Consider the following 26,475-nt stretch of genomic DNA (forward strand, 5'->3'; position numbering starts at 1 on the left):
AAACAGGTGCTTTCTTGACAAGACCTGTTGCTGCGCCAAAGCTCTTATCTACTGAATAACAAGGATAACGGGTCTGATATGCAAGCTTTACTCAGCGTCGCGCCGGGCGGGCCGGATACATTGGAATTGACCACCCTCCCCGATCCATCACCCGGACGGGGTGAGTTGCTGATCGGAATCAGGGCAGCCGGTGTCAATTTTCCGGACACGTTGATCATTCAGGACCGTTATCAGATCAGACCGCCTCGTCCTTTTGCACCGGGCGGTGAAATTGCAGGCGAAGTGCTGGCCGTCGGTGAAGGCGTTAGCGGGTTCGAAATCGGTGACCGTGTTCTGGCACTGACCGGGCATGGCGGGTTCGCCACGCATCTGACGATCCCATCGGCCACTGCCGTCAAGTTCCCTGACTTGATGCCGTTCGAAGACGCGGCCTGTTTCATTTTCACCTACGGCACCTCCTATCACGCCCTGAAGGACCGAGCCGATCTGCAGCCCGACGAGACGTTGCTCGTGCTGGGCGCCGCGGGCGGCGTAGGGTCCGCGGCGATCGAACTGGGCAAGGCCATGGGTGCGCGGGTGATTGCTGCCGTATCCTCGCAGGACAAGGCGGATTTCTGCCGGAGTCTCGGTGCAGACGAAACGGTTCTGTATGCGCATGACATGGATAAGGATTCTCAGAAGAAGTTCACCTCTGAAATCAAAGACTTGTCCGCGCCACTAGGAGTAAATGTCGTCTATGACGCGGTCGGTGGAGACTATGCTGAACCCGCGCTACGAGCCATGGCTTGGAACGGGCGTTTTCTGGTGGTGGGCTTTCCGGCAGGCATTCCCAAAATCCCGCTGAACCTGCCGCTGCTCAAAGGGTGCCAGATTATGGGTGTGTTCTGGGGCGCTTCGGTGATGCGCGACCCGGTTAGACATTCAGAAAATGTGAGGGATTTGTTTAGGTTATACAGCGAAGCTAAGATCAAACCAAAGATCAATGCACGGTATCCGTTGGACCGCGCTTCAGAGGCGTTGACGCATATGACAAGCCGTTCCGCGCTTGGGAAGACGGTGGTGACAATGCCGGCTCACGCCGAAGGTGAGTGACGTAACTTCCCTCACTCGCCCTATGCGCGCGCAGACTGGTGGACATTGGCACCGTTTCGCGTCTATGAACCTGTAATGGGAACAGTGAAATAATGCACAAAGCTCTGATTCTAAACGGCCCGAACCTGAACCTGCTGGGAACCAGGCAGCCCGAGGTTTATGGCAGCACCACTTTGGAAATGGTTGAGGAACTGTGCCTGAGCCATGGATCTTCCATCGGGTTTGACGTGTCGTGCTTTCAGTCCAACCACGAAGGGGCGCTGATTGACGCCATTCATGAGGCAAAGGGGGATCAGGATGGCATCGTTCTGAACGCTGGCGCCTATACCCACACCTCAATCGCCCTGATGGATGCGATCGCCTCGGTCGAACTTCCAATGATCGAGGTGCATCTGTCCAACATTCATGCGCGCGAGGCGTTCCGGCACGTGTCCTATATCTCAAAGGTTGCCATCGGCCAGATTTGCGGCTTTGGCGCGCAGGGATATGTTCTGGCGCTGGATGCACTGGCCGCGCATCTGAAAGACAGGTCGTCTGCATGACGCTGAGTGAATACCTGCACTTTCTCAGCTACGCTAAAACTCTGGAAGAGCTCTGGGATGCCCATTGTCGCCAGATGGCGCGTTTCGGTTTTGATCGCCTGATTTATGGATTCACCCAGTACCGCACGGAAACTTCGCTGGGCGACCCCGAAGATTTTGTGATCCTGACCAATCATGAAAAACCTTATCTGGACGGGTTCCTGCGGGATGGGATGTACTTCCACGCTCCGATGTTGAAATGGGCGCTGCACAATGAAGGCGCGGCCAGCTGGAGTATTGCGCAGGACATGGTGGCCAACGGAAAGCTGACGGCGAAAGAGCTGGATGTGCTTGAGTTCAACAGGTCGCAGGGTGTGTCTTTCGGTTACACGGTCAGTTTCACCTCGGTCTCGATGCGGTCGAAAGGGGCGATTTCCCTGTCGGCCGGCGACGTGGCCAGTCAAGCCGAAGTGGACGCGATGTGGGCCGAGCATGGTGATGACATCCTTCTGATGAATAATGTTGCACATCTGAAAATCCTTACCCTGCCCTACAACGCCCCCAACCGAGCTCTGACCAAACGCCAGCGCGAGGCGTTGCAATGGGTCGGAGACGGTAAGACCACGCAGGATATTGCGCTGCTGATGGGGCTGACTTCGGCGACAGTTGAAAAACACCTGCGCCTGGCGCGCGAAGCGCTTTCCGTCGAGACCACGGCGCAAGCAGTTTTGAAGGCAGCTCTGCAGAATCAGATGTTCGTAATGGAGGCCTAGAGCCCCAAAAAATTGACGCCAAATTGCGTCAATTTACCCTAGGTAAGGAAATCATGACTTTCCATTCCTGAGGCGGAGTTGCAAAGTGAGATTGTTCCGTGAGTGGTGGCTTTAGCCAGGGAACATTTGGTTGGATCTTTGCAATAACAGGGCTCTCCAGCCGCTCTGACAAGAAGGCGCTTATTTGTCCGCGTCGAATTGCCGGAATTTTGGGGGGCCTCGACCATCCCCATCATGCGGGGCCCCTCAATCAAATCCATGAAAACCAAGACGCTTCGGCGTCCTTTTTATTTCCGAACGACAAAAAAAACCGGTCGCGTTTGGCGCAACCGGTTTCGACATTTGCATGTCCGGACCTCCTGCGAGGTCCGGAGATAGTCCTTAGCCCTGAGCGGCCTTGGCAACTTCGGCTGCGAAGTCTTCTTTTTCGACTACGATGCCTTCGCCAACTTCCAGACGAATGAAGCCAGTGATGGTTGCGCCCGCTTCTTTGGCCGCTGCTTCAACGGTCAGGTCAGGGTTCACAACGAAGGACTGGTTCAGCAGAGTCGATTCGGCGACGAATTTCTTCATGCGGCCTTCGATCATCTTTTCGATCACCTGCTCCGGCTTGCCGGATTCGCGAGCGATGTCCATCTGAACCTGCTTTTCTTTCTCAACAACAGCCGGGTCCATGTCTGCCTCGGACAGAGCCGCCGGGTTCACAGCTGCGATGTGCATCGCAACCTGCTTGCCGATCGCTTCGTCGCCACCGGTCAGAGCAACCAGAACGCCGATTTTGCCCATGCCGTTGGTGGCTGCGTTGTGGACGTAGGACACAACGGTGTCGCCCGACAATTTGGCCATACGACGAACCGACATGTTTTCACCAATGGTGGCGATCTTGTCGGTCAGGGTGTCGGCAACGTTTTTGCCGCCCAGATCAGCAGCCAGCAGCGCTTCGACATTGTCGACGCCTTCAGCAGCGTATGCGATCTTGCCGACCATTTCCTGGAATTCGGCGTTTTTCGCAACGAAGTCGGTTTCCGAGTTCACTTCGACAGCAACACCGTTGCCACCGTTTACGTGAACAGCAACCAGACCTTCTGCTGCGGTACGGCCCGATTTCTTGGCCGCCTTGGCCAGACCTTTGGTGCGCAGCCAGTCAACGGCTTCGTCCATGTTGCCGCCGGTTTCGGTCAGCGCTTTTTTCGCGTCCATCATGCCTGCGCCGGTCTGGTCGCGCAGTTCTTTCACCATTGCTGCTGTGATTGCCATCTTTTGGCTCTCCTCAATTCAAACGGAATTGGGGCAGGTCATACCCTGCCCCATATGTCATTTACGTGACGGGCAGCTTACGCTTCGGCAGGTGCTTCTGCTTCGGCGGCTTCTTCTGCAACGGCTTCTTCAACCGGTGCTTCTTCGAATGCGCCCAGGTCAACGCCTGCTGCACCCATCTGAGCAGTCATGCCGTCCAGAGCTGCACGTGCGGCCAGATCGCAGTACAGAGCGATTGCGCGGGCTGCGTCGTCGTTGCCGGGGATGATGTAGTCAACACCGTCGGGCGAGCAGTTGGTGTCGACAACAGCCACAACCGGGATACCCAGCTTGTTGGCTTCGGCGATGGCCAGTGCTTCTTTTTTGACGTCGATGACGAACAGCAGGTCAGGAACGCCGCCCATCTCACGGATGCCGCCCAGCGAAGCCTGCAGCTTGGCCTGGTCACGTTCCATGCCCAGACGCTCTTTCTTGGTCAGGCCTTCGGCGCCCGATTCCATCGCTTCGTCGATCTGGTTCAGACGGTTGATCGACTGGGAAACGGTTTTCCAGTTGGTCAGCGTGCCGCCCAGCCAGCGGTGGTTCATGTAGTACTGAGCCGACTTTTCAGCAGCGTCTGCGATCGGGCCAGCGGCCTGACGCTTGGTGCCAACGAACAGAACGCGGCCACCTTTTGCAACGGTGTCACGAACAGCCTGCAGAGCCTGGTCCAGCATCGGAACAGTCTGGGTCAGGTCCATGATGTGGATGCCATTGCGCGAGCCGTAGATGAACGGGCCCATGCGGGGATTCCAACGCTGTGTCTGGTGACCAAAGTGAACGCCAGCTTCCAGCAGCTGACGCATGGTGAACTCGGGAAGAGCCATGCTATTTTCCTTTTCCGGTTTACGCCTGGGCGGGGGTGAAAGAAGCGGATGCTCCAACCGGCGGTCTTGATGAGGATGTCTCCCTCAAAAAGGCCAAACCCCGCCTGCGGGTTTGAATGGCGCGCGTATACGGCAGCAGAGTTCACCCTACAAGGGAAAAATCACCATAATTTATGATTTTTCACCTTAAAATGTGAAAATCACACCGAATTATGATAGCCGCGCCAAGCTGTGCGCGTGACGCACGGACTCTTCGCAATGTGCGGCCAGCGCCTTGCGGTTTTCAAAGTCACTGACCTTGGCGGGGGCATGATAGATCAGTTCGACGTAACCTTGCCTGCGGGCGCCGAGTGTCTTGAGCAGATGGGGGCCGAACTCCATGTCGCCCCACCAGCCATAGAACCGATCCGGTTGCCCTTTGGGCGCGTGAAAGATCACCGATACCGGCTGCACATACATGAAGTCCTGCAGTTCATGCGCGAAGAACGCGGCAAAGAGCGTTGTTTTGAATGGTAAAACCCGCAGACCGTCGGTCGATGTCCCTTCGGGGAAGAACAGCAGTTTGTGGCCGGCCTTCAGGCGGGTCTCGAACACTTTTGTCTGCTCTTTGGCTTTCTTTCGGTCCCGCTCGATGAACACGGTGCCAGTCGCGCGGGCCAGCCAGCCGATGCCGGGCCATTTCGCCACTTCAGCCTTGGACACGAAATAAACCCGTTTCCGCGCGTTCAGTGCAAAGATGTCCAGCCAGGACGTATGGTTCGCAACCACGGCCCCGCGTTGCTGCATCAACTCGCCGGAGGTTCGAAAACCCATCCCGAGTATTCGAAACGCATTGCGGCTGACAAATTGCGCGATGAACGGCGTGATCGGGCGGCGCACGCCGAACAATGGGAGTTCGACCAAACGAATAGCCAAAAGGATGATCAGACCACCAAACACCAGAAGCGCCAGAGGCACCCCACGCAGGACGACCAGAACCCAACCCACCAGACCCAGATTGATCGGGTCCGGCGCGTCCTCACTGTTCCACAGCGCGTCGTTCACCGGATTACGCTCCGCCATAGATGCGTTTCTGCCGTTCGTTCATACGCGCGGTGTCGAGGATCAGGCACACGTCGGTTGTGTTGAAGGCATGGTCGATGAATGCCCCCTCGCCTACAAAACCGCCAAGGCGCAGATAGGCTTTGATCAGTGCCGGAACCTGCACCATCGCCGCGCGGCGATCCAGATCATCCGGTGCGACGAGATTCATGGATTGAAACACGTCCGGCTGCGCCCTCACCCGCAGATCGGGCGGCGCCAGATGGTTGTGGTGCAGCATCGACAAGGGCTGCGCCAGCTCCTGAACATCGGTGCCGTGAAAGCTGGCGACACCGAAAAGAACCTCGATCTCGCGCTCGTTGACATAAGCTGCCAAACCGTTCCACAGGTGGTACATCGCCGTACCGCCGCGATAGTCGGGATGCAGACAGGACCGGCCTAGTTCCAACAACTTGCGACCAGATTGTTTTAGGACGGTCAGATCGTATTCGTCCTCGGAATAAAACTGGCCCAGTTCTACTGCACGTTCGCCCGGTAACAGCCTGTAAACGCCAACAGTTTTGCCGGTAACGTTGTCGATTGCCAGCATGTGATCGAAATACGGATCGAACTTGTCGCGCTCCAAACCGGCCTCGTGATCGACCATCTCACCACCGCCGCCAAGTTCGCGGACAAACACGTCGTAGCGCAGTCGATGCGCCGCGCGCAGTTCATCCTCGGTCTCGGCGAGTTTGACGGTAAAGGAAGGGCCTGCATCCGGCATCAGAAGTTCCGATCTTGTTTGCGCGCTGATACCGCAGTTTCCGGGGGGATGGCAACAAGAGCGGATTTGCCGGGGTGTTAACCTTTCCTAAACCAGTTTCAGGGATCAAAGACCGGCATCAGGGCGATGCGTGTCCCGTCAATCACCACTTTCCCCTGCTCGCGAAAGTTGACGGTGATCTTACCTCCGATGTTGGACTGCACCTGTCCAACGCCCCAATCGGGGAAATCGGGGTGGCGGACATACATGCCCGGTGCAAGAATGGCATTGAGGTCTGACATGTCTGGGCTCCAGGTCCGGCAGCAGATGCAGCAGGAGGTACGCATGAGCGACACCACAGTCAACCTGGCCGAGCTTATCGGTTCCCGGATCTGTCACGATCTGATCAGCCCCATTGGCGCGATCACCAACGGGCTGGAGTTGCTTGAGATGGTTGGCGGCACCCAGGGCCCCGAGATGGAACTGATTTCGGGAAGCGTCGGCAGCGCCGGGGCGCGGATACGGTTTTTCCGCGTCGCCTTCGGCTCGGCCAGTGATCAGCCTCTTGGACGAGCAGAGGTGTCAGAGCTGCTGAAAGATGTTGAACGTGCGGGCCGTGTACGCGTCAACTGGCACCTGATCGAAGCAGTGCCGCGCAATCAGGTGAAACTGGCGTTTCTGGCACTGATGTGCTGCGAAAGCGCGATGCCCTTTGGCGGTGAGGTCACAATTTCCAGTGCCTCAGATACCTGGTCGGTGACCGGTTCCGCCGACAAGCTGAATCTGGATAGTGATCTGTGGAAGAACCTGCCTCTAGGCCGGTTTGCCAATAAGGTCACCCCCGCGCAGGTACAGTTTGCCCTGCTGCCCGAGGCCGCTGCGTCGATGGGGCGGCGGGTTGCGGCGGAAACCACCTCAACCCGCATTGTGATCCGGTTCTAGGATCGGGTCGTTCCGTTCCCACGCACCAGATACTTGAAGCTGGTCAATTGCGCTGCGCCCACGGGCCCGCGCGCGTGCATCTTTCCGGTGGCAATGCCGATCTCGGCGCCCATGCCAAACTCGCCCCCATCGGCGAATTGAGTCGAGGCATTGTGCATCAGGATCGCGCTGTCGAGGCGCTCAAAGAACCGCGCGGCGGCGTCCACATCCTCGGTCATGATGCAGTCGGTGTGGTTTGAGCCATACTGACGGATATGCGCGATGGCCGCGTCGATATCTGCCACTGGTTTGGCGGCAATAATGCTGTCGAGGAATTCCTTGCCCCAATCGTCCGCTGTGGCCGCAATCGTGCCTTCCCCAGCCAGCGCACCTTCGGCATGGACCTCAACGCCTGCGGCCTGCAGCGCGGCAATTACGTCCCGGCCCAGCGTTTCGGCTAGGTCCTGATGGATCAGCAGACACTCGGCGGCGCCACAAATTCCGGTCCGACGGGTCTTGGCGTTCAGTACTACATCCAGCGTTTTCTGCGGGTCGGCGGCCTTGTCGATATAGATATGAACAATGCCTTCGAGATGCGCGAACACGGGAACGCGAGCCTCGCGCTGCACCAGCCCGACCAGGCCTTTGCCGCCGCGCGGTACGATAACGTCCACGTAGTCGGTCATGGTCAGCAATTCCTGAACCGCCGCACGGTCGCGGGTGGGGATCAACTGGATCGCATCCTCGGGCAGGTTTGCGGCCATCAGCCCTTCGACCAGGCAAGCATGGATTGCGCCTGAGGAGTGAAAACTCTCGGACCCGCCGCGCAGGATCACGGCATTGCCGGATTTCAGGCACAACGCACCCGCATCCGCCGTCACGTTCGGGCGACTTTCGTAGATCACACCGATCACGCCCAAAGGTGTGCGCACGCGCTGGATGTTCAGGCCCGAAGGCATGTCCCATTCGGTCAGAACTTCGCCAACCGGATCAGCTTGATCTGCCACAGTGCGCAGACCGTCAACCATGCCCTGAACGCGGGATTCGTCCAGCATCAGGCGGTCCATCATCGCCGGGCTCAGGCCCTTTTCGCGGCCGAACTCCAGATCTTTCTTGTTTGCCTCGATGATTTCGGCCCTGTTTGCCCAGACCGCATCCGCTGCGGCAATCAGCGCGGCGTGCTTACGTTCGGCGCTGGCAAAGGCCAGATCGGCCGAGGCCGCCTTGGCGCGTTTTCCAAGATCGGCCATCAGGGTGGGAATGCTGTCGAAATCCTTCATCTCATGTGCCTTTCGGTCGGTATTCTGGTGTTCTAGCATCGCGCGTCTACAGCGCCAAATCGTCCCGGTGGATCAAAACGGCCCGGCCCGGATAGCCCAAAGTCGCTTCGATTTCCGAGGACTTGCGCCCTTTGATCGCATCCGCCTCTTGCGCGGTATAGCGGCTGAGGCCTTGCGCCAGTCGGCGCGAGGTCGGGTCGAGAATGGCCACAGGATCACCGCGGCCAAAATCTCCTGTCACTTCGACGATGCCTGCCGGCAGCAGGCTTTTCCCATTGCCGAGCGCCCGCGCGGCGCCGGCATCCACCACAATCTCGCCCCGCGGTTTCATCGCCGAAATCCAGCGTTTCCGGGCAGCGTGCGGGTCCAGCGTGGCCGTAAACCAAGTGCAGTTTGCGCCATCCTCAAGTGTTTTCAACGGGTTCAGAGGCGACCCTTCGGTGATCGCCATGTCACACCCCGCTGCCGTGGCCATCTTGGCGGCCAGCAGTTTGGTCTTCATGCCGCCCTTGGACAGACCCGAGCCAGCATCGCCCGCCATCTCTTCGATCTCAGGCGTGATGTCGTCGATCACATCATACCGCGTGGCCGAGGCGTCCTCGTTCGGGTTGCCGGTATAGAAACCGTCCACGTCTGACAGCAGAATTAGTTGGTCCGCACCAACGGTTACCGCGATCTGGGCGGCCAGTCGGTCGTTGTCACCATAACGGATCTCATCCGTGGCGACCGTGTCGTTTTCGTTGACAATCGGAACCACTCCGAGGCTCAGCAATGTCTCAAGTGTCGCACGTGAGTTCAGGTATCTGCGCCGGTCGGCACTGTCCTCCAGCGTCACCAGCACCTGCGCGGTGGTGATATTGTGCGGGGTCAGTGCTTCTTCGTATGCGCGGGCCAGCCGGATTTGACCCACGGCCGCGGCGGCCTGAGACTGTTCAAGCGGCAAGGCCTCTATCGGCAGGTTCAGCACCCCACGACCCAACGCAATCGACCCGGAGGAGACCAGAATGACATCTGTCCCCTGCCCCTTGAGCCACGCCACGTCCTGCGCCAGTGAATGCAGCCAGTCTGACCGCAACAACCCCGTATTCCGGTCCACCAGTAAGGCGGACCCGATCTTGACCACCAGACGTTTCGCCGAGGTCAGGGTTGCCACGTCTTCGCCTCCTCAGCGGGCTTTTGCCGCAAGCGGTTTTCGTCGATCTGAGCACGCAGCGCCCGTAGAACCTCAGTCACGCCCAGATGGGCCACGCCGGACATTGTCATGACGGGGCCACCAACGGCCTCTTCCAATTCGGCCTTGGCCAGATCACGTTCTTCATCGTCCAGCGCATCGACCTTGTTCAGCACGGTGATGCGGGGCTTTTCAGCCAGCTCGCCGCCATAGGCCTCAAGCTCGTGGATAATCGTGCGGTAATCGTCGGCAACGGTCTCAGAGGTTGCGTCGACCAGATGCAGCAACACGGCGCAGCGTTCGACGTGACCCAGAAACCGGTCACCGATGCCACGGCCTTCATGCGCGCCTTCGATCAGGCCGGGGATGTCGGCCACGACGAATTCGACGTTATCGACGCCGACAACGCCCAGATTGGGGTGCAGCGTGGTAAACGGGTAATCCGCAATCTTCGGACGCGCGTTGGAGGTTGCGGCCAGAAAGGTCGATTTGCCGGCATTGGGCATGCCCAACAGGCCAACATCCGCGATCAATTTCAGCCGCAGCCAGATGGTGCGATCAATACCCGCCTGCCCCGGATTGGCCCGACGCGGCGCCTGGTTGGTTGCAGATTTGAAGTGGAGGTTACCAAAACCGCCATTGCCGCCTTTGGCCAGCAACACACGCTGGCCGACCTCGGTCAGGTCACAAATGACGGTCTCTTCGTCTTCGTCCAAAATCTCGGTGCCCACGGGCACGCGCAGAACAATGTCGTCGCCGTCCTTGCCGGTACGCTGTTGCCCACGCCCGGGTTGGCCGTTTTTGGCAAAGAAATGCTGCTGATAGCGGAAGTCGATCAGGGTGTTCAGCCCATCAACAACCTCGGCCCAGACGGAACCGCCTTTACCGCCGTCCCCGCCATCGGGACCGCCGTATTCGATGTACTTTTCGCGTCGGAAGCTGACGCAGCCGCCACCTCCGGCCCCGGACCGGATGTAGACCTTTGCAAGATCGAGAAATTTCATGGCTGTCCCCTACTGCAAAGGCCCCATCGGCCACAAGTCAGAGTTTTTTACTGTATGTCCAGGTGGGCACGTTTGCATCACGCGCCACCGAATAGTTTTCCGCATCACCAAGGTACTGGAACCCGCAATGGGTCAGAACCCGGGCCGAAGCCGGATTGTCCTGAAACACGCTGGCGAACATGTTCGCGTTTTCCAGCGGGTTGGCCTTGACCAGCGCCTCGACGGCCATCGACGCGATGCCCGTGTTCCAATACACCGGCGCGACCCAATAGCCGACCTCGGACTGGTTGCGATCCAGCCGTGTCAGCGTGATCAGACCGATCAGTTCCGGGCCACCGTCCTTGGTGGCATCCATGACCCAAACGTCCTCATCGCGTTCCTCGGCCATGGACCGGGTCACGAAGGCCTCGGTCGAGCCGGGCGGCAAGGGATGCGCAATACTGGTTGTCATGCGCGCCACGCGCTCATCGCCTGCGTAATGTTCAATGAGACCCATATCCGACCGACGCAGCGGGCGCAGGTCGAACCGCTCGGTTTCTATGACCGGCTGGTTTATTATCGTCTCAAGTTTCATGAGTTCGTTCCTCCTCCGAACAACACGTAAATCGCGGACGCAACGGTGAAACCAATTAACGTCCCCATCAGATATTTCCGCCCCATCCGATCTTCAACCGCAGGGGCGATCCGGCCCTGAATCAGGGATGGGATTATGCTTGCTGCGTGTGTCATCGGGGCCATTGATCAAAACTGCGTTAAAACGAGAAAGGGGACCGGCATTTTCTGCCGGTCCCCCAGGAATTTTTCAAACCTTATGGGTTTCGGCTTACTCTGCGGCCTCCGCCACTGGCAGGACCGAAATAAAGGTGCGGTTTTTGAGTCCCTTGTGGAACTTCACGGCGCCATCAACAGTTGCAAAGATGGTGTGATCTTTGCCCATGCCTACGCCTTCGCCCGGCCAGAACTTGGTGCCGCGCTGACGCACGATGATGTTGCCTGCGATGGCTGCTTGGCCACCATACAGTTTCACGCCAAGGCGGCGACCAGCTGAGTCGCGACCGTTACGGGAGGAACCGCCAGCTTTTTTATGTGCCATTCTCTCTCTCCTTAGCCTTGAGCCAGCTCTTTGGCTTGCTCAACCCATTCGGGCTTCACTTTGATGGTGTCGATAGCAGCAATCTGCTCGTCCGACAAGGCGGCCAGAGCGGCAAAGCTTTCGATACCGGCTTCTGCCAGCTTCTTGGCAGCGGCGGGGCCGACACCGTTCAGCTTGGTCAGATCGTCGGCGGCAGCAGCGGCAGCAGCGGCGGGTGCCTCTGCTTTGGCTTCAGCTTTCTTGGCAGGCTTTGCAGCAGGTGCCGCTTCGCCAGCCGGTGCCGAACCGGTTGCAGCTTTGATGCCCGACTTGTCAGCGCCCGACGACAGGATGTCGGTGATTTTGACCAGGGTCAGTTTCTGACGGTGGCCAACGGTACGCTTCGAGCTGTGCTTACGACGGCGCTTGACGAACTTGATGACCTTGTCACCTTTGACCTGTTCGATCACTTCGGCCTGTACGCCTGCGCCTTCAACGAAAGGTGCACCAACAACCGGAGCGTCGCCGCCCAGCATCAGAACATCGTTGAATTGGACTTTTTCACCTGCGTCGGCAGCCAGTTTTTCAACGCGGAGCACGTCGCCCGCCTGAACCTTGTACTGCTTGCCGCCAGTCTTGAGGACCGCAAACATGCGTCTTTCCTTTTCTAACCCGCGTTCTGTGGTCCCCATTTGGGAGTTTCTGGCCTCGGCCACCTCGAACAGCGCGCCCTTTTCGGGCTGTGTGACGACCCTAGGGGCAGGCCCTATGGGTCAATAATAACGATACCCGGCGCGGAAATCCGGCCGGGATGCGCGCTTATCCATAGATTACAGGGGAAAGTCAACATCAAATACAGGCTTAAAGGTCGGACCCTCGCAGGACCTGCCCGACCGCCTGACCAAGTTCGAAATAGATCGTGTCGAACATCTGATCAAAACTCTCGAACAGGGCAGCGTTGACCGCCCTACCCGTCTCGGTTCGTGAAAACGCGATATTCTCACGTATCTGGGCATCGTTCAGCGGTTGATAGGCCAGCAAAAAGAAAGAGTACAGCCACGTTTGCGTCTCTTCAGTCATGCTGTCCTTTTGCGCCAGTAGTTGTGCCAAAAGTTCAGTATCATCCAAAACACCGCCGAAATCCATTCCGCGGAAAAAGTTGTAGTCCGCGCTGATAGAGTTCTGGACGTTTTCTTCGATCAGGTTGTTGATCTGAATGAACTCATCAACCAGCCGGTAAAGTTCGGTGTCCTTATCACTGTTCTGATAAGCGTCCTGCGCCATTTGCTCGATGGCCTCATCGGCAAGCGCGATGCGGGCGGTAATCTCAAGCGAAACGATGGCCTGACCCAGATCGCTTTCGTAAAACAGGATGGCGCGGTCCAGTTCTCTATCGGTGAGGGACTGATCGAACACCGTCACAACCTGGCTGCGCATTCTGTCGGCATCGTAAATCCGATCGACCTGCTTCTGAAAAACCTGCCCGCCATTGTTGTCCAGAAAGGTTTCCTGCAGGACCTTCCCCATTTCGCCGCCTTCATCCCGCAGAATCTCGATGACCTCATCCATTTGCAGGGCTTGCAGTAGGCGTTCGACCTTTTCTTCGGCCTGCAACGGCAAGGTCCACAGAAAAAGTGCGGCTGACGCTAAAAACAGTCGCATCAGATGTCCTGCGCCGGGTGCAGTTCAGCCATCCGAGAGGCCAGTACCTCGAACTTCATTGCCATGATTTCATATTGAACCGCATTAAGAAGCTCGTAAACCTCCTGCATCAGCGGCTGTTCCAGCGCCTCGGCATAAGCGATGACATCAGCATCCGAGAAATCCTGATAGGTATAGGCCGCACCCGCAAGCGCGGATAACTGCAGCGCCTGCCTCATGCCGGTTTCGTTCTGCTTCATCATCTCACGTAGGTCATCAGCACTCAGCTGCAGGTCAATTACCCCGGAAGCGCTGGCGGCAAGCAAAAAGCGCAGCTGAACCTCTTGCAGTGCCCGCAGCGCCGTTCCACTGGAATCGATGGCGGCGTTCATGCGCTTGAGGCTTTCGACCCGCTTTGACCCCTTCTTGATCAAACCGGCTACAATTTCCTGACCCTGCTGCTGTTTGGCGTCGTCGTCCTCGAGCATATGAGACGCATTTTCCGCCTCGACCAACCGCTGCCCAAGATCCGACGCATAGAATTCGACGGCATGGTTCAGCGCTTCGTCACTCAGCGTCTGTTCCAGAATCGCAACGGCGGTTTCGTGCATGTCTTCGGTGTCGAACACCTCTTCTGTCAGGCGCGTCCAGTCCGACCCGAACCCATCGGGATCGATTCCCAGCATCCGAGGCGCCGAGGCCGACGCAAGCGCGATACTTTCCAATGCCACATCAAAGCCGGTTGTGGTCAGAAACGCCTCAATCCGGTCGCGCCCGGCGGCCCATGTTGGAGCAGCCAACATGGCAAAGGCCAAAAGCAACAGGATAAAGGGCAAAGTGAGGCGGCGTAGGTAATAAGTCATATGCAGAATCCTAGGTGTTTTGCGCCATCTGGCAATGGAAAATCCCGTCTAGGTGAATTTCAAGAATTTTCTGCTTGCACCTCCGCGCGTTCCTCACTAAATCCCCCCCTCACAGACCCCCGCGGAGAGGTGCCGGAGTGGTCGAACGGGGCGGTCTCGAAAACCGTTGTGGGTGCAAGCCCACCCAGGGTTCGAATCCCTGTCTCTCCGCCATATTAACCCTCACGTTATTTGGCTTACTACTATCGCAATCGCTAGGAGCTGTTGCGAATTCTCCGGAGCCTCGCACTGTACGGAATCGCTGATTTCAGCCCACAACCGACGCCCAATTGGGTCTCGGATAGTAATTGTCACTAGTCCGAAAGTTGTCTGCGATCCCCCCCAAAAAAAAGAAAAATTGCTTGGCGATGCACCCAGACAAAAACCTTTAAACTGTATTGAAGTTTTGAGTAGGTAAATGTTTCTGCGTAAAGCACGACGTTAGACCGACGGGAAAAGGCTTCAACTGGAGTTATTTCTTGTCGGCCAGTAATCTGGCCTTTTCGTATTCCGACAGAACTGGCTGCATCATCTTGGGATCGTAGATCACCCGCTCCAGCCACCATCTGAGCGGAAAGGTTTCGCCTTCAGCGATCATCGCTGAGAGGCTTTCGAGGATTGCCGCTTCCTCGTCGAACTGCTCAAGCGCAGCGTTAGCAGCGGCCTGGTAGACCATCATGTGTATCCCAAACGGCCCGCCGAGGTCCAAGTTTTCCTGCAATGTGTTTAGGCTGTCCCGGTAGTATCCCGCGTGGAATTGAGACACCCCGAGCATGTTCCTATAGGGTCGCCGAATACTTAGCGGGTCCAGGCTAAGCGACCGTTTGAGGGGTGTGATGGCCTGTTCCGGCTTGCCCGCATACAACAGGAACATTCCTAGATAGCCATGAGCCAGACTGGAACTCGGCTCTTGCTCCACAGCGCGTTGGCCAAATTCAATCGCCTTCTGTGGCTGACCCATCAACATTTCAAGATTGCCCAGCGTCAAAAGGGCGCGCACATTGGCAGGGTCTTTTTCCAGCGCGATTTCAGCATGTTGCCGGATTGTGTCGCGTGTTTCATCTGTGTTCGGAGCCAAGCCAAACCAAGCTCGGTGCGATTCCGCGAACCCCAGCCCTGCATGACCATGAGGCGCGTCCGGTTCCAGGTCCACCACACGCTGCAGCAAGGCGTGCGCTGCATCAAACCGGGCCGGGTCGCTTGGGGGGTGAATAATGTCCAGAGCCTGTTGATATAGGATTCTGGCGTCTCGGCGCGTCCAGCGCGCATCCTCGATCCGGGAGGTCAGTTCGGGAAATAATTCGATTGAGAAGGTGGCGCTGATCTCTCGCGAAATCTCGGTCTGCGTATCAAACCGGTCCGTCGCTTCGTAGTCGAACCGCTTGGCCCAGATTTCGCTGCGGCTGTTCACGTCGACGAGACCGATGTTGAGACGATAGCCATCTGTCATCGTCTGCAGGCTACCACGCAAAATATGCGTCGCACCCAGCTGTCGCCCCTGATCTATCAGGTCAACCGCTCCGTCGGACAACCCGGCGGTAGACGCGTACGAGATCACCCGAAGCCCCTGCACACGCGCCAGATCGGTTGTGATATCTTCGGCAATCCCTCGGGCTGCGACCGATGAAACCGCACTATTGCCCAGCGGGTTGAACGGCATCACGGCAACGATGGGCAAATCTCCCCACAGATCCGGATTGGTTGTGGCCTGATCTCTGGGCGGGTTGTCCGGTTCAAGGCTTTGGAGCAGCAGGAAGCCTGACACCGCGACCAATAACACCAGCAAAAGAAGCAAAAGCCAGTTTGGCGCGCGCCAGCCAGCTCTGCCCGCCCTTCTTGTTTTTTCCCCAGCATTGGGAGCTCCCGTAGTTTGATTCCGGAATTCGAACAAAGGCACATATGACCCTTTGGGAATGGTAATCTCCAAAGGGTCATTGCTTCCGTCCGTCAGATAGTAGTGCTCCAGTTCGCGCCGCAGGCGACGCGCCTCCAAACGTACAACCGGATCGGACGTCGCGTCGAAGTCTTCGGAACGACCCAGAACGGAAACGCCAATCGAATACCCCTTCAGACGGTCTGCGCGTCCTGCCAAGGTCTCTTCGACAATGTATTTGAGGAACGCGCGCCGGCGATCATTGGCACCAAACTGAGAACTCTCGAACATACGGGCGAGTTGGTCGCCAATGGCCGCCTGTTCTTGCGGCGGCTCAGACTTCCGCTCGGATAACTGACTTTCCATCGAAGTATCTGTTGGCTGTGTTTGTTCCATCCGCTCGGTTCAAACAGTAACTGGCTGAGTCGCGTTGCGTCTAGTATAACATTCAAATCAAAGAATTTTTAATTGTTTTTACATGTTCCAAACATGTTCTGTACCCCAAACCCCTGTTCTCAGCTGCTATTCTGGTACCTCCACGGAATGTCCGTGCGATGTTTCGCTGGAAAGAGTTTCTCACTGATGGCCTTTGGCTGTAACGGGGGGAGCAAGTGGAAAACTATCTTTCTGCCGGGCGTTCCGAACTGGTGAACCAGTCGCCCAGCGATGAGTTCACAATCATGTCCTTGTCGCGGAGTGATCCAAAGTTTCAGGCCATTTGCCGCGACTTCGGCGAGGCGGTGACCGCGTTGCGCGGTTTTGAAGCCCAGGGAAAGCGCGGACGGGTCCGAGCCGCTGAATTTCGACAGATCTCTGAGGACCTGAGACTCGAACTGATGGAATACGTCAATCAGGAAACGACCGGCTCCAAGGCTCAGGGGCACAGATGAAAAATAAGCGGTCGGTTGAACAAGTAGGTTCCCCGACACGATGACCCCCGGTCACGCATACAAGGAGATGGGAATGGTTAAACGATTTCGCAAAATGCTTCTCGCAGCAATTACCATCAAGATCGGTCTCATGTCCGTCGCTTACGCACAGGACAGCAGTAGCGAAGAATGCAAGGCGCTGTTTGTGCACAATGCCGGTTCCGTTTCTATGGCCGGTGACACGATAACCATGGAAGATGTCAGCCCGATCGTCACATTCTTCTGTGATCGTCCGGTTCGCTATGCAGGTGTGCTGAGCATAGAGGGCTTTTTGGACGTGGTGTCCGAAGGCGATGACAGTTTTGCCGTAGACCCGCCCAACGCCTTGCTGACCATCGTCGCCGATGGAGCGCAGCCCGTAGACGTAGTTGTCGAACTATCGCAACGCCCGCTGAGTGAGACGGGAACGATGACGTATTCCGGGGTCAAGGTGATCACGGGAGATATTCCACAAACCACAGGTCCGGGCACATTGTTCATCGACCATTTCGGTCACCCCATGTCGCCGGGTTCGGTGGCGGGCGTGCATCGTCGCCACGAGCGTCGCGAGGTTCGTCACTGCGCCGCCGATAATGTGAATGATCCGGACGATTTTTGTAATTGCGGACCTGGCCTAGTCTGCAACTGAAGCGTGAAGGGCAAATCAGGAATTCTGAAGGGAGGCTTGCATCAAGAATTCCGAATTCTCTGATCATACGCAAAACAGCAATAATTAGGGAGGAAGTTATGTTTTCAATTCTTGGCAACTACCCGCGGAAGATGGTCTCAGGAACCACTTTCGCATTTGCAGCCAGCGTCGCGTTGTGTACCGCCGCCTGGTCTCAGTCCTATGAGGAAAATCTTGCTGCGGGGGCCGCGGAAACGGAACAGAATTTTCTGAACGTTCCCTTCGTAAAACCCGAAAATTATAAGACACCCTATACAAGTCCAAACTATTGGCCGACCAATTACCCACGTGGCCCGATTGACCGGTCGCCAGCGGATTCCTCAACCAAAGTGATCACCCTTGGAACCGGCGACCCGCCACCCAACCCCTACCGTTTTGGTCCTGCTCATGCGGTGATCGTAAACGGTTTTCCATATTTTGTTGACGCCGGCGAAGGCTGGTTCAGGTCACTTGGAAAGGCTGTCCTTTCTCAGGGCGCAATGGATCTGGCAACCGTTTTTGATCTACAGAACATCAAGTACATGTTTCTGACCCATCTGCACGAAGATCACACAGTGGGATTGCCATCGTTTATTTCAGGCCCGTTCAAATTCGGCCCAGGCCCCGACAAGAAGATATATGGACCCGAGGGCGTTGACGAGATGATTGCAAATATCAACGCCGCTTGGCGGCTCGACAGGAACGAAATGTTCCAGGGCTCAACAACCCAGAAAGCCGACGGGGCAACTGCGATCGGCGTGCCAGTCTGGCCATCGACCGACCCGAAAGGGCGGTTAATTTTCGAGGACGACAACGTAACGGTTGAAGCTTTCCCGACAGAGCACGGTTTTCTTCATCATACCTACGCTTATCGGTTCACGGCCAAATCGGACGGACGCGTTATCGCATTTGGCGGCGATGGGCACTATTCTGAAGGTCTTGTCAACGCAGCAAAAGATGCTGATGTTCTGGTCATTGAAAGCATAACGAGAAAGAACATCATGTTCGTGGTGTGGGGTGGCGACACGGAAGACGAAAAAGTGAAGATTATCGGTGCCTATCACATGTTTCCGGAAGACATGAAAAAGGTACAGGACGACAGTGGTGTCAAACAAATCGTCATGACGCACGTCCAAAACTACAACGATCCCGAGCATTTCGACCGTCTGAGCGTGTTGAAGGAAATGCAGGATGCCGGCGTCACGAATATCCTCATGGCTGAAGACGGCGACATCTACTGAGCAAAAGTCGCAATGTTGGTGGAAAAGTCATGTCCCGCATTTCCACCAACATAAACCGAACCACACGTACTCAACTGTACGCCCTGAATGGGTCACGCTTGCACCGAGCTTTCGCTTGGTTTGGAAAGCTAGCTTGGGTTTTAACCGACCGTAGCAAGCGACCGCTTTCCCACCCATCTGTAATTTCATTCCCGACAAAACCGACACAACCTGTCTGCAAATGGGTTCTGGCAGTTTTGTCGGTTTTGTCACTGGGAGGTTCACGCCCCATACGTTCGACCGTATAAGCACGACCGCCATAGGCTTCGAGCCAGAAAGGTCGATCCGATCCGCCAACGGAATAGCGCGTCATGCCTTGCAGCCACCCAGCCAACTTATCCCGCGCTGCTAAAGTCCCGCGCGCCTGCTTTTCCAAGATCACTGCCAACTGCTCGACCGTACCGTCGGCAACGCACAAACGCGGTAAGAAAGGCTCCTGACCGGGCTTGGCCGCGTCGGGTCGCTCCGGTAGCGTTGACCCTTCTTTAATCGCGGCCTTGGTTGCTTCTTTCCAGGTACTCTCGGCAATCTTGGCAATCTCCGCCGCTTCGCGCCACTGGCGAGTTCGCATTCGGATGTCTTGCGAAGCTCCCGCTCAGTTTTGCGCAGCGGTGTCAGCACAGCATCCAAGCCGGGAGATTTGCCGCTGGACGGCAGGCCAACGGCACACAAGTTGCCGACTGTTGCCCATGGTCTCGGAGATCGCGTCAAACAGCGCATCTTTGTTTTCAAAGTGCTTGAAGAGAGTTCGGTCTGAAACATCCACGCGTTTGGCGATTCGGGTCTCGTTGGCACCCAGAAATCCCTGCTCCCGGCGCTTATCGAACGCGGTTTTCATGATGTCTTTTTCCTTATTTTAGGCGTGTAAAAGCTTCTCCCTTACAAAAGTAAAATGAACCATTTACATACCACGCTTTGACTCCTAAATGTAAACACATCGTTTTACTGCGCGGCCGAAAAGGGGCATTATCTTGATCGACCACTCACGGCACCGCGACCGCAAAAGCGCATCCATCGCTTGCCTGCCATCCGTCGCGGATTGGGGAGCAGCGCAAAACAAACCTCACAAACTTCAGATGAAGGACTTACTGACATGACCCTCACCGCTGGCAAAAACCAAGTTACCTTCAAATCCTTTGGTGTGGATTTGGCGGGTGATCTTTACCTTCCCGAAGGTTTTAATGCGTCAAAGAAGTACAGGGCAATCGTGGGTGCAAGCCCGTTTCCGCAGGTCAAGGACCAGATCCCGGCAACCTACGGGCTGGAAATGGCCGCGCGCCGCTTTATCTATCTGGGTTTCGACTATCTCGGCATGGGCGAGTCTCCGGCGCTTCCGGGTGAGTTCAAACAGTCTCGCTACATGTTCCGCCTGATCGAAAACACCTGGGATGCTGTCTCCTATCTGGGCAAGCTCCCCTTCGTTGAAGATATCTATGGTCTGGGCGTGTGTCAGGGCGGCTCGATCATCGCGTCGGCGGCCGTGACCGACCACCGCATCAAGAAAATTGCCATGGTGTCCGGCATGATGGCCGCGGACGCGTTCCAATGGACTGACCGGGACATGGCCAACCAACTCATCGCGGCTTCGAACGCCTCGACGCAGAAGATGTAAGAGACCGGAGAACCGGACTACGTCGCCCCCTTCGGCCTGAACGACGATATGTCTCGGCAGGATTTCATCGACTTGGGTATCAACCCGATGGCTGGCGAAACCTATGACTACTACGGTCGAGATGGCGCCAAAGGCCCGGTTGCGGTTCCGAACTTTACCAACATGCATATCGGCGATCAGGGTATGCAGTCCCTGTTCTCCATCTGCGAAGCCTATGCAGACAAGATCGTGCAGCCGTCTTTGACGATTTACAGCAAATCGGCCTTTACGGCGATTTGCTCGACTGCATTTGCCGAAAAACTGACCAATGACCACAAAGAACTGGCCTTTGAGGAGTTCAGCCACGTCGATTTTTACTACAAGCCAGAGGCCGTAAAAGCATCGACTGACGCAGTGGCCGAGTTCTTTAACGCCTGAACCGATTGGGTAGAGGTCATGCTATGACCTCTACCTTCTCCTATTCGAATGGCTGCAACTTCAGATTGACCACCTTACACCTTCCGACAATATTGTTGCTACCGGCAACAACAACTGGCGCGTGAGAACTCAGAACCCTATTACCGCGGGCCCGCAGCCGTTTTGTTAAATGAGGGTTATGCAGCGCCGGGTCCGCCGTTCATTCAGGAAAATGTGATGCTGATTGACACAAAAAACAGAATAAATATAACGGCCTAATAGTTGGGATCAGCATGCCTCAGGAATACAGTCTGCCTGGGGTATGACAGGAGCTTAGTTTATTCAGTGGTTGTTTATTACGGTTACCAGAACGCGATTTTAGGCACGCAATCGACTGTCAACGGAGGTTCCGTCGACTACGGTGTCGGGCCTTCGGTCGGAGCAACCTGGAGTTGGTCTGGCACAAGCACAAATTTTGCCGTCAAGGAAAATGATGGTGCCGTCAATTTTAATGGTGATGGCCCCGGTAACGGCCTGTCCAACGAAGAAATAGCCGCGCAAGAGCAAATCGGGGGCCAGTGGCAGCAGACGATTGAAGTCGGCGGGATAGATCGTCAGGCGATCTGGGACTACACCTTTGAATTGACCGCTTCGGATGGAACGGTTTATCGTGTTGCGGTCATAGACGTCGACCTGAATAACGATGACGATGTAGGCGTTAACGACAACTCCGGCGACCCCGGCGAGGATGGGTATTTCCTGGTCTTTCCCGACGGAATTCCACCTGCAGATACCGATTTAACTGTTGGGAACATCATCGAAAATGGGCCTTCCGTTCCCCACGCCAGTCTGGGGGCTCAAGTTGTCTGTTTCTGCCGTGGGTCTGTGATAAGCACACTGAAAGGTCCCAAAAAGATCGAAGATTTGTCTGTTGGCGACCTTGTGCTGACCAAAAACAATGGCCCCCAAGTCCTACGCTGGATTGGATTTAGAACGATCAACCTGACAACTTGTGGCGACGAAGCCGAAAAGCTACGTCCGATCCACATAACCGCCGGTGCACTTGGCCAAGGGTTGCCGACACAGGACCTGTTGGTCTCTCGCCAGCATAGAATGCTGGTTTCGTCGAAGATATCAGAGCGTATGTTCGGGTGTTCCGAGGTTTTGGTCGCTGCAAATAAACTGACCGAACTTCCCGGAATTTATGTCGACATGGACGTTGATGAGGTAGAGTATTTTCATCTCATGTTTGATCAACATGAACTTGTCTTCGCGGAAGGTGCCCCCACTGAAAGCCTCTATACCGGCCCTGAAGCGCTGAAGGCTGTTTCCGACGAAGCGCGGGAAGAAATCCTTACAGTTTTTCCAGAAATGACCGATCTGAACTATGAGTTCCTTGCGGCTTGCCCAATTCCCGCCGGACGGCTTCAGAAAAAACTTGTAGAACGCCATGTGAAGAATGGGAAATTGGTTCTCGAGACGTTTTCGGCTTAGTCAGTGGAGCTGACAGAGCCTTGATGTGGGCGATACGCTTCTGAAAAGCACCCTACCGTCAAATCGACCTAAAGCGCGCCGCCCAAAACCTGAATCGCGGGGATTCCCAACAAGCTGATTTTGTGATTCACCCTGATTGGGAGGATGGATTATGTCAGCACCTTTGCCGGAAGCCCTTCGGGCGCGGTTTCAGAGATTGATTGAGGAAGGGTTAAGCGGACGGGCGGCGGCCTTGCGATTGAAGCTTTCGCCAGCCACGGGAGCCCGATGGGCATTTGCGATCCGACAGAAAGGTCGGGCGGAGGCAGCGCCTCAGGGGCGACCGAAAGGTAGGGGCAAGCTTGACCCGCACCGAGCCTTGTTTGCCGAGATCATCGGTCAGGATGGCGACATAACGATGCCAGAGTTGAGCGCGGCCCTGTTCGACGCAACGGGCGTTCGCGCTCACCCCAATGCCATTGGCAAGTTCCTTCGCAAGCTCGGCTATACGTACAAAAAAAGACACTGGTCGCCACCGAACGCCGCCGCGCCAAGGTAAGGCAACGGCGAGAGGACTGGCTCAAGCATCGCATTCCAGCAGTGTCAAAGCATCCGGAACGCGCTGTCTTCATTGACGAGACATCAGTGAAGACAAATCTGACCCGACAGCGAGGGTGGGCCCCTTGCGGAGATCGTCTGGTCATGGACGCGCCGTTCGGGTCCTGGGGCACCCAGACCTTCATCGCTGGGCTGAGCGCCGACGCCATGATCGCACCCTGGGTGATCAGGGGGGCCATGGATGGCCCGGCCTTTGCCGCCTACGTCGAAAAGGTGCTAGTGCCGGAACTCTCGCCGGGAACCGTGGTCATTCTGGACAACCTCGCCACGCATAAGAACGCTGAAGCGGCCAGAGCAATGCGCAACGCTGGCTGCTGGTTCCTCTTCCTGCCGCCATACAGTCCCGACCTCAATCCAATCGAAATGGCATTCTCCAAGCTCAAGGCCCATCTGCGCCGGATCGGTGCACGTACCTTCACCGACATGTTCGACGCAATCGCCGAAGTCTGCGATCTCTACTCATCTCAGGAGTGCTGGAACTACTTCAAGGCTGCCGGATATGTCTCAGGTTAAAGACGGATTGCTTTAAACCGGCCATTTGGGGTTTGAGGCGGCGAATCGATCACCGCCTCACACATGCCTGTTTAGCTGGCGGTTTCGTGCGCCAGCGCGTCCAGTAGCGTGCCGAGGTTGTGCTGGAACATCGCCAGATAGCTGGTCGCTGGACCGCCGCGCTCGGACAGGGCGTCCGAGAACAGACGACCGCCGATCGCAATCCCGGTCTCATCCGAGATCTGCTGCACCAAGGCCGGGCTGGTGATGTTTTCGACAAACAGGGCCGCAGCGCCCTCTGCCTTTAACTGATCGATCAGAGCAGCAAGATCCTTGGCCGACGGTTCGGCCTCGGTGGCGATACCGACCGGAGCCAGAAAGGTCAGGCCGTATGCGTCCGCCAGATAGCCGAACGCATCATGCGCGGTCACGACAGTGCGGCGATTTGCAGGAAGGTCCGCCAGTTTTGCTTTGGTTACAGCATCCAGCGCTTCCAACTCAGCAATATAGGCGTCAGTGTTGGCGTCGATCTCATCAGCGTGGTCAGGCATCGCCTCTTTCATTACAGTGGCCACGTTGGTCACGTAGATCACACCATTCGACAAAGAGTTCCACGCATGCGGGTCTGTTTCACCGTCAACCTTGACTGGAGTGATACCGTCTGTGGCCACGTGGACAGTCGCTTCGGTTCCGGATTCCGAGATCAGGGTGTCGGACCATGTCTCAAAGCCCAGACCGTTGACAAAAATGATGTCCGCTTGGGCCACGGCGCGCGCATCGGCGACCGACGGCTGGTAGACATGCGCATCCGCGTCAGGGCCCACGATAGTCGTGACGGTGGCCAGATCGCCCACAACTTCTTCGACCATGTCGCCCAGGATCGAGAAGCTGGCGACAATCTGAACGTTGTCTTCAGCAGCAGCAGGTAGTGCGGTCATAGCTAATGGAGCCGCGGCAATGCTGGCATAGAGGGATTTCACAAGAGTCATTTGGCTCTCTCTTCTTGATGGATTTGCGCAACGGGGAGGTCTTTGGAAACGGACGGTTTGCGCAGCCGTCCGCCAAAACCGAGGGGGCCGAAAATGGCCGAGATCATGAAAAATCCACCTGCAACCAGCACGATCGCCGGACCAGAGGGTGTTTCCGGGAACAAGTACGACAGGGTCAGACCGATCCAGCAACTGGACAGCGCAAAGACGAAGCCCAGAACCAGCTGCACCGTGATCGTGCTGGCCCAGTAGCGGGCAGCGGTTGCGGGCAGGATCATCAGGCCAACCGCCATCAGCGTGCCCAGCGTTTTGAAGGCCGCCAGCAGGTTCAGCACCAACAGCAACATAAAGCCCTGATCAATCAGCCACGGTCGGCGCGTCTGGGTTTCGAAAAATACTGGATCACAGGTGCTGACGATAAGCGGGCGCAGCAGAAGGGCGAAGGCAACCAGCGTGACGGTGGCAACGCCACCCACAAGCAGCATCGAGGCATCGTCAATGCCGAGGATCGATCCGAACAGGAAGCTTTTCAACGGGACCGCGGACCCTGCGGCAGACAAGATGAAGATACCGACAGCAAGTGCGATCAGGTAGAGCGAGGCAAGGCTGGCATCGCTGCGCAAGATCGTCCGGCGCGCCAGAAAGGCCGTCAGAATGGCAACCCCCAAGCCCGCGATCAGCCCGCCAACCAGCAGCGACATCACCGACAGGCCCGTCGTGACAAAGCCAATGACGATGCCGGGCGTGATCGCATGGGCCATGGCCTCGCCGGCCAGTGACAAGCGCCGCAAAACAAGGAATGCCCCCACAGGCGCCACCGAGGCCGACAGGACCGTGGTTGCCACAAAGGCACGCTGCATGAAGGCAAAGCTCCACATTTCGCTGAGGAGGTCAAACATGTGCGTTCTCCGATGTTGAACGACTGCCCCGGAACATCCATGATGCCTGGCTTTCCGAAAGATACCCTTGGGCCACCAGCCGGTCGGGTGTCAGCACATCGCTGACCTTGCCATAGGTTGCCTCTTGCCCACCCAACAGCAGGACGTGGCTGCAATGGTCCAGAACTGAAGACAGATCGTGCACCACCAGCACAACGGCTCGACCCTCATCACGCCACCTCTCGATGATCGACAGCAGATGCGCCTCGGTGTTTTGATCGACGGCCGCAAAGGGTTCGTCCAGCAGAACAAGCGGAGCGTCCTGCATGATCACCCGGGCAAACAAGGCGCGCTGCAATTGCCCGCCGGACAGCATGTGCAGGGGCCGATCCGCGATATCCAGAACTCCGGCCTCGTCCAGCGCAGCGGTCATCCGGTCACGCGCCGCACTGTCCAGACCCGAGCGGTATCCGAACCCGCGCCAGGCTCCCATTGCGGCCAGGTCCCTCACACGGATGGGAAAGCGCCGGTCAAACTCGGTCATCTGCGCCAGATAGCCGATTTCGCGGGGGCGGCCTTGCGGCCAGTCAACACTGCCCGAAAGCGGGTCGATCAGGCCCAAAAGCATCTTCACGAATGTGCTTTTGCCAGAACCGTTGGCACCCAAAACGGCCAAAGTCGATCCGGTTTCGATATCCATGGACAAGCGGCGGAACAAAGTCAGGTCGCGGTAGCCAAGCGTCAGATCGCGGATTTGCAGAACAGCCGACATCAGATCACCGCATAAATCGCAAACCACAGAGCCGCTGACAGCGTCAGCGCGCCTGCAACCAGCACTGGAACGCTGAATTCAGTCAGGCAGCGGCTGCGTTGCGCAACGCCATAGTCGGTGGACCGCCGCGTCATCGGGCTGCCCCACAAGAAACAGAAAGGCCAGACAGGGCCGAGGTGACATTCACCCCACGCGTTTTGCAGGGTCGGGATTCAGAATTCCGCAACGACAATG

At 56.9% G+C, this 26,475-nt stretch carries 31 protein-coding genes and 1 tRNA gene; 12 read left to right on the forward strand and 20 right to left on the reverse strand.

Annotation, left to right across the window (positions count from 1 at the left end):
• Positions 1-78 precede the first annotated feature (78 nt).
• From ACR0KW_RS00910 to ACR0KW_RS00920, 3 genes are all read left to right on the forward strand, one after another.
• Positions 79-1,092 (forward strand): NADPH:quinone oxidoreductase family protein, encoded by a 1,014-nt coding sequence (locus ACR0KW_RS00910; protein WP_480803332.1) that lies wholly within the window; start codon positions 79-81, stop codon positions 1,090-1,092.
• A gap of 92 nt (positions 1,093-1,184) precedes the next feature.
• Positions 1,185-1,634 carry a type II 3-dehydroquinate dehydratase gene (aroQ, locus tag ACR0KW_RS00915; RefSeq protein ID WP_480803333.1) on the forward strand — a complete coding sequence of 150 codons (450 nt, stop codon included), beginning with the start codon at positions 1,185-1,187 and terminating at the stop codon, positions 1,632-1,634.
• Positions 1,631-2,386, forward strand: a complete 756-nt coding sequence (locus ACR0KW_RS00920) for a helix-turn-helix transcriptional regulator (RefSeq protein ID WP_480803334.1) — start codon at positions 1,631-1,633, stop codon at positions 2,384-2,386. The genes aroQ and ACR0KW_RS00920 overlap by 4 nt, the downstream gene beginning before the upstream one ends.
• Positions 2,387-2,767: 381 nt before the next feature.
• Here ACR0KW_RS00920 and tsf read toward each other — a convergent pair whose 3' ends face one another.
• From tsf to ACR0KW_RS00945, 5 genes are all read right to left on the reverse strand, one after another.
• On the reverse strand, positions 2,768-3,643 hold the full coding sequence (gene tsf / locus ACR0KW_RS00925) for a translation elongation factor Ts (RefSeq protein ID WP_480803335.1): 876 nt from the start codon (positions 3,641-3,643) through the stop codon (positions 2,768-2,770).
• Positions 3,644-3,720: 77 nt separating this feature from the next.
• Positions 3,721-4,509: a 30S ribosomal protein S2 gene (rpsB, locus tag ACR0KW_RS00930; protein WP_480803336.1), complete on the reverse strand. Its 789-nt coding sequence runs from the start codon at positions 4,507-4,509 to the stop codon at positions 3,721-3,723.
• A gap of 210 nt (positions 4,510-4,719) precedes the next feature.
• The gene (olsA, locus tag ACR0KW_RS00935; RefSeq protein ID WP_480803337.1) at positions 4,720-5,571 is read right to left on the reverse strand and encodes a lyso-ornithine lipid O-acyltransferase; all 852 of its coding nucleotides are present in this window, start codon (positions 5,569-5,571) and stop codon (positions 4,720-4,722) included.
• Positions 5,558-6,313: an L-ornithine N(alpha)-acyltransferase gene (gene olsB, locus ACR0KW_RS00940; RefSeq protein ID WP_480803338.1), complete on the reverse strand. Its 756-nt coding sequence runs from the start codon at positions 6,311-6,313 to the stop codon at positions 5,558-5,560. The genes olsA and olsB overlap by 14 nt, the downstream gene beginning before the upstream one ends.
• Positions 6,314-6,411: 98 nt before the next feature.
• Positions 6,412-6,594: a DUF3553 domain-containing protein gene (locus ACR0KW_RS00945; protein ID WP_170324899.1), complete on the reverse strand. Its 183-nt coding sequence runs from the start codon at positions 6,592-6,594 to the stop codon at positions 6,412-6,414.
• A gap of 43 nt (positions 6,595-6,637) precedes the next feature.
• Between ACR0KW_RS00945 and ACR0KW_RS00950 the strand changes: the two genes are divergently transcribed.
• Positions 6,638-7,234 carry a histidine phosphotransferase family protein gene (locus ACR0KW_RS00950; RefSeq protein ID WP_480803339.1) on the forward strand — a complete coding sequence of 199 codons (597 nt, stop codon included), beginning with the start codon at positions 6,638-6,640 and terminating at the stop codon, positions 7,232-7,234.
• Here ACR0KW_RS00950 and ACR0KW_RS00955 read toward each other — a convergent pair.
• The 8 genes from ACR0KW_RS00955 to ACR0KW_RS00990 all read right to left on the reverse strand — a co-directional run bounded on the left by ACR0KW_RS00955 (position 7,231) and on the right by ACR0KW_RS00990 (position 14,244).
• On the reverse strand, positions 7,231-8,493 hold the full coding sequence (locus ACR0KW_RS00955) for a glutamate-5-semialdehyde dehydrogenase (RefSeq protein ID WP_480804183.1): 1,263 nt from the start codon (positions 8,491-8,493) through the stop codon (positions 7,231-7,233). The genes ACR0KW_RS00950 and ACR0KW_RS00955 overlap by 4 nt on opposite strands.
• 46 nt (positions 8,494-8,539) lie before the next feature.
• Entirely contained in the window at positions 8,540-9,646 is a 1,107-nt protein-coding gene (proB, locus tag ACR0KW_RS00960) for a glutamate 5-kinase (protein WP_480803340.1), read from the reverse strand.
• Positions 9,634-10,668, reverse strand: a complete 1,035-nt coding sequence (obgE, locus tag ACR0KW_RS00965) for a GTPase ObgE (protein ID WP_480803341.1) — start codon at positions 10,666-10,668, stop codon at positions 9,634-9,636. Before obgE ends, proB begins: the two co-directional genes overlap by 13 nt.
• A 37-nt stretch (positions 10,669-10,705) precedes the next feature.
• Positions 10,706-11,242: a GNAT family N-acetyltransferase gene (locus ACR0KW_RS00970; RefSeq protein WP_170324896.1), complete on the reverse strand. Its 537-nt coding sequence runs from the start codon at positions 11,240-11,242 to the stop codon at positions 10,706-10,708.
• A 249-nt stretch (positions 11,243-11,491) separates the two neighbouring features.
• On the reverse strand, positions 11,492-11,761 hold the full coding sequence (rpmA, locus tag ACR0KW_RS00975; RefSeq protein WP_010440093.1) for a 50S ribosomal protein L27: 270 nt from the start codon (positions 11,759-11,761) through the stop codon (positions 11,492-11,494).
• Positions 11,762-11,772: 11 nt separating this feature from the next.
• Positions 11,773-12,393, reverse strand: a complete 621-nt coding sequence (locus tag ACR0KW_RS00980; RefSeq protein ID WP_170324895.1) for a 50S ribosomal protein L21 — start codon at positions 12,391-12,393, stop codon at positions 11,773-11,775.
• Between the two features lie 208 nt (positions 12,394-12,601).
• On the reverse strand, positions 12,602-13,402 hold the full coding sequence (locus ACR0KW_RS00985; protein ID WP_480803342.1) for a DUF2059 domain-containing protein: 801 nt from the start codon (positions 13,400-13,402) through the stop codon (positions 12,602-12,604).
• Positions 13,402-14,244: a DUF2059 domain-containing protein gene (locus tag ACR0KW_RS00990; protein ID WP_480803343.1), complete on the reverse strand. Its 843-nt coding sequence runs from the start codon at positions 14,242-14,244 to the stop codon at positions 13,402-13,404. The genes ACR0KW_RS00985 and ACR0KW_RS00990 overlap by 1 nt, the downstream gene beginning before the upstream one ends.
• Positions 14,245-14,367: 123 nt before the next feature.
• Between ACR0KW_RS00990 and ACR0KW_RS00995 the strand changes: the two genes are divergently transcribed.
• A tRNA-Ser gene (locus tag ACR0KW_RS00995) sits at positions 14,368-14,457 on the forward strand.
• Between the two features lie 298 nt (positions 14,458-14,755).
• On the opposite strand, the gene ACR0KW_RS01000 is transcribed toward ACR0KW_RS00995, so the two are convergent.
• Positions 14,756-16,522: a tetratricopeptide repeat protein gene (locus ACR0KW_RS01000; RefSeq protein ID WP_480803344.1), complete on the reverse strand. Its 1,767-nt coding sequence runs from the start codon at positions 16,520-16,522 to the stop codon at positions 14,756-14,758.
• 245 nt (positions 16,523-16,767) lie between these two features.
• On the opposite strand from ACR0KW_RS01000, the gene ACR0KW_RS01005 reads away from it, so the two are divergent.
• The 3 genes from ACR0KW_RS01005 to ACR0KW_RS01015 all read left to right on the forward strand — a co-directional run bounded on the left by ACR0KW_RS01005 (position 16,768) and on the right by ACR0KW_RS01015 (position 18,972).
• Complete coding sequence (locus ACR0KW_RS01005) at positions 16,768-17,046, forward strand: hypothetical protein (protein ID WP_480803345.1); 279 nt, start codon at positions 16,768-16,770, stop codon at positions 17,044-17,046.
• A gap of 73 nt (positions 17,047-17,119) precedes the next feature.
• A complete protein-coding gene (locus tag ACR0KW_RS01010; RefSeq protein ID WP_480803346.1) occupies positions 17,120-17,713 on the forward strand; it encodes a hypothetical protein in 594 nt (197 codons plus the stop codon).
• 98 nt (positions 17,714-17,811) lie between these two features.
• Positions 17,812-18,972, forward strand: a complete 1,161-nt coding sequence (locus ACR0KW_RS01015; RefSeq protein WP_480803347.1) for an MBL fold metallo-hydrolase — start codon at positions 17,812-17,814, stop codon at positions 18,970-18,972.
• 70 nt (positions 18,973-19,042) lie between these two features.
• Here the strand turns inward: ACR0KW_RS01015 and ACR0KW_RS01020 are convergent, their stop codons facing one another.
• Both ACR0KW_RS01020 and ACR0KW_RS01025 read right to left on the reverse strand, forming a co-directional pair.
• Positions 19,043-19,582, reverse strand: coding sequence for a DUF3987 domain-containing protein (locus ACR0KW_RS01020; protein ID WP_480803348.1), 540 nt, complete (start codon positions 19,580-19,582; stop codon positions 19,043-19,045).
• Between the two features lie 24 nt (positions 19,583-19,606).
• Positions 19,607-19,849 carry a helix-turn-helix domain-containing protein gene (locus tag ACR0KW_RS01025; protein ID WP_480803349.1) on the reverse strand — a complete coding sequence of 81 codons (243 nt, stop codon included), beginning with the start codon at positions 19,847-19,849 and terminating at the stop codon, positions 19,607-19,609.
• Positions 19,850-20,104: 255 nt separating this feature from the next.
• Here ACR0KW_RS01025 and ACR0KW_RS01030 point away from each other — a divergent pair, with 255 nt between their 5' ends.
• From ACR0KW_RS01030 to ACR0KW_RS01045, 4 genes are all read left to right on the forward strand, one after another.
• Positions 20,105-20,623, forward strand: a complete 519-nt coding sequence (locus ACR0KW_RS01030) for an alpha/beta hydrolase (protein ID WP_480803350.1) — start codon at positions 20,105-20,107, stop codon at positions 20,621-20,623.
• Between the two features lie 48 nt (positions 20,624-20,671).
• Positions 20,672-21,040 (forward strand): hypothetical protein, encoded by a 369-nt coding sequence (locus ACR0KW_RS01035; protein WP_480803351.1) that lies wholly within the window; start codon positions 20,672-20,674, stop codon positions 21,038-21,040.
• Positions 21,041-21,364: 324 nt separating this feature from the next.
• Positions 21,365-22,513, forward strand: coding sequence for a Hint domain-containing protein (locus ACR0KW_RS01040; RefSeq protein WP_480803352.1), 1,149 nt, complete (start codon positions 21,365-21,367; stop codon positions 22,511-22,513).
• A gap of 151 nt (positions 22,514-22,664) precedes the next feature.
• Positions 22,665-23,623, forward strand: a protein-coding gene (locus ACR0KW_RS01045) for an IS630 family transposase (protein ID WP_480803353.1) whose coding sequence is annotated in 2 segments (ribosomal slippage) — positions 22,665-23,006 and positions 23,009-23,623 — 957 coding nt in all. Because the reading frame shifts where the segments join, the coding sequence is not laid out codon by codon here.
• 71 nt (positions 23,624-23,694) lie between these two features.
• Here ACR0KW_RS01045 and ACR0KW_RS01050 read toward each other — a convergent pair.
• Genes ACR0KW_RS01050 through ACR0KW_RS01065 form a run of 4 tightly spaced genes read right to left on the reverse strand, consistent with a single transcriptional unit; the run spans position 23,695 to position 26,375 of the window.
• The gene (locus ACR0KW_RS01050) at positions 23,695-24,591 is read right to left on the reverse strand and encodes a metal ABC transporter solute-binding protein, Zn/Mn family (protein WP_480803354.1); all 897 of its coding nucleotides are present in this window, start codon (positions 24,589-24,591) and stop codon (positions 23,695-23,697) included.
• A complete protein-coding gene (locus ACR0KW_RS01055) occupies positions 24,588-25,490 on the reverse strand; it encodes a metal ABC transporter permease (protein ID WP_480803355.1) in 903 nt (300 codons plus the stop codon). The genes ACR0KW_RS01050 and ACR0KW_RS01055 overlap by 4 nt, the downstream gene beginning before the upstream one ends.
• The gene (locus ACR0KW_RS01060) at positions 25,483-26,241 is read right to left on the reverse strand and encodes a metal ABC transporter ATP-binding protein (protein WP_480803356.1); all 759 of its coding nucleotides are present in this window, start codon (positions 26,239-26,241) and stop codon (positions 25,483-25,485) included. The genes ACR0KW_RS01055 and ACR0KW_RS01060 overlap by 8 nt, the downstream gene beginning before the upstream one ends.
• Entirely contained in the window at positions 26,241-26,375 is a 135-nt protein-coding gene (locus tag ACR0KW_RS01065; protein ID WP_480803357.1) for a hypothetical protein, read from the reverse strand. Before ACR0KW_RS01065 ends, ACR0KW_RS01060 begins: the two co-directional genes overlap by 1 nt.
• Positions 26,376-26,475: the final 100 nt, after the last annotated feature.

It is taken from the genome of Ruegeria sp. CG11 (genome assembly GCF_056537245.1).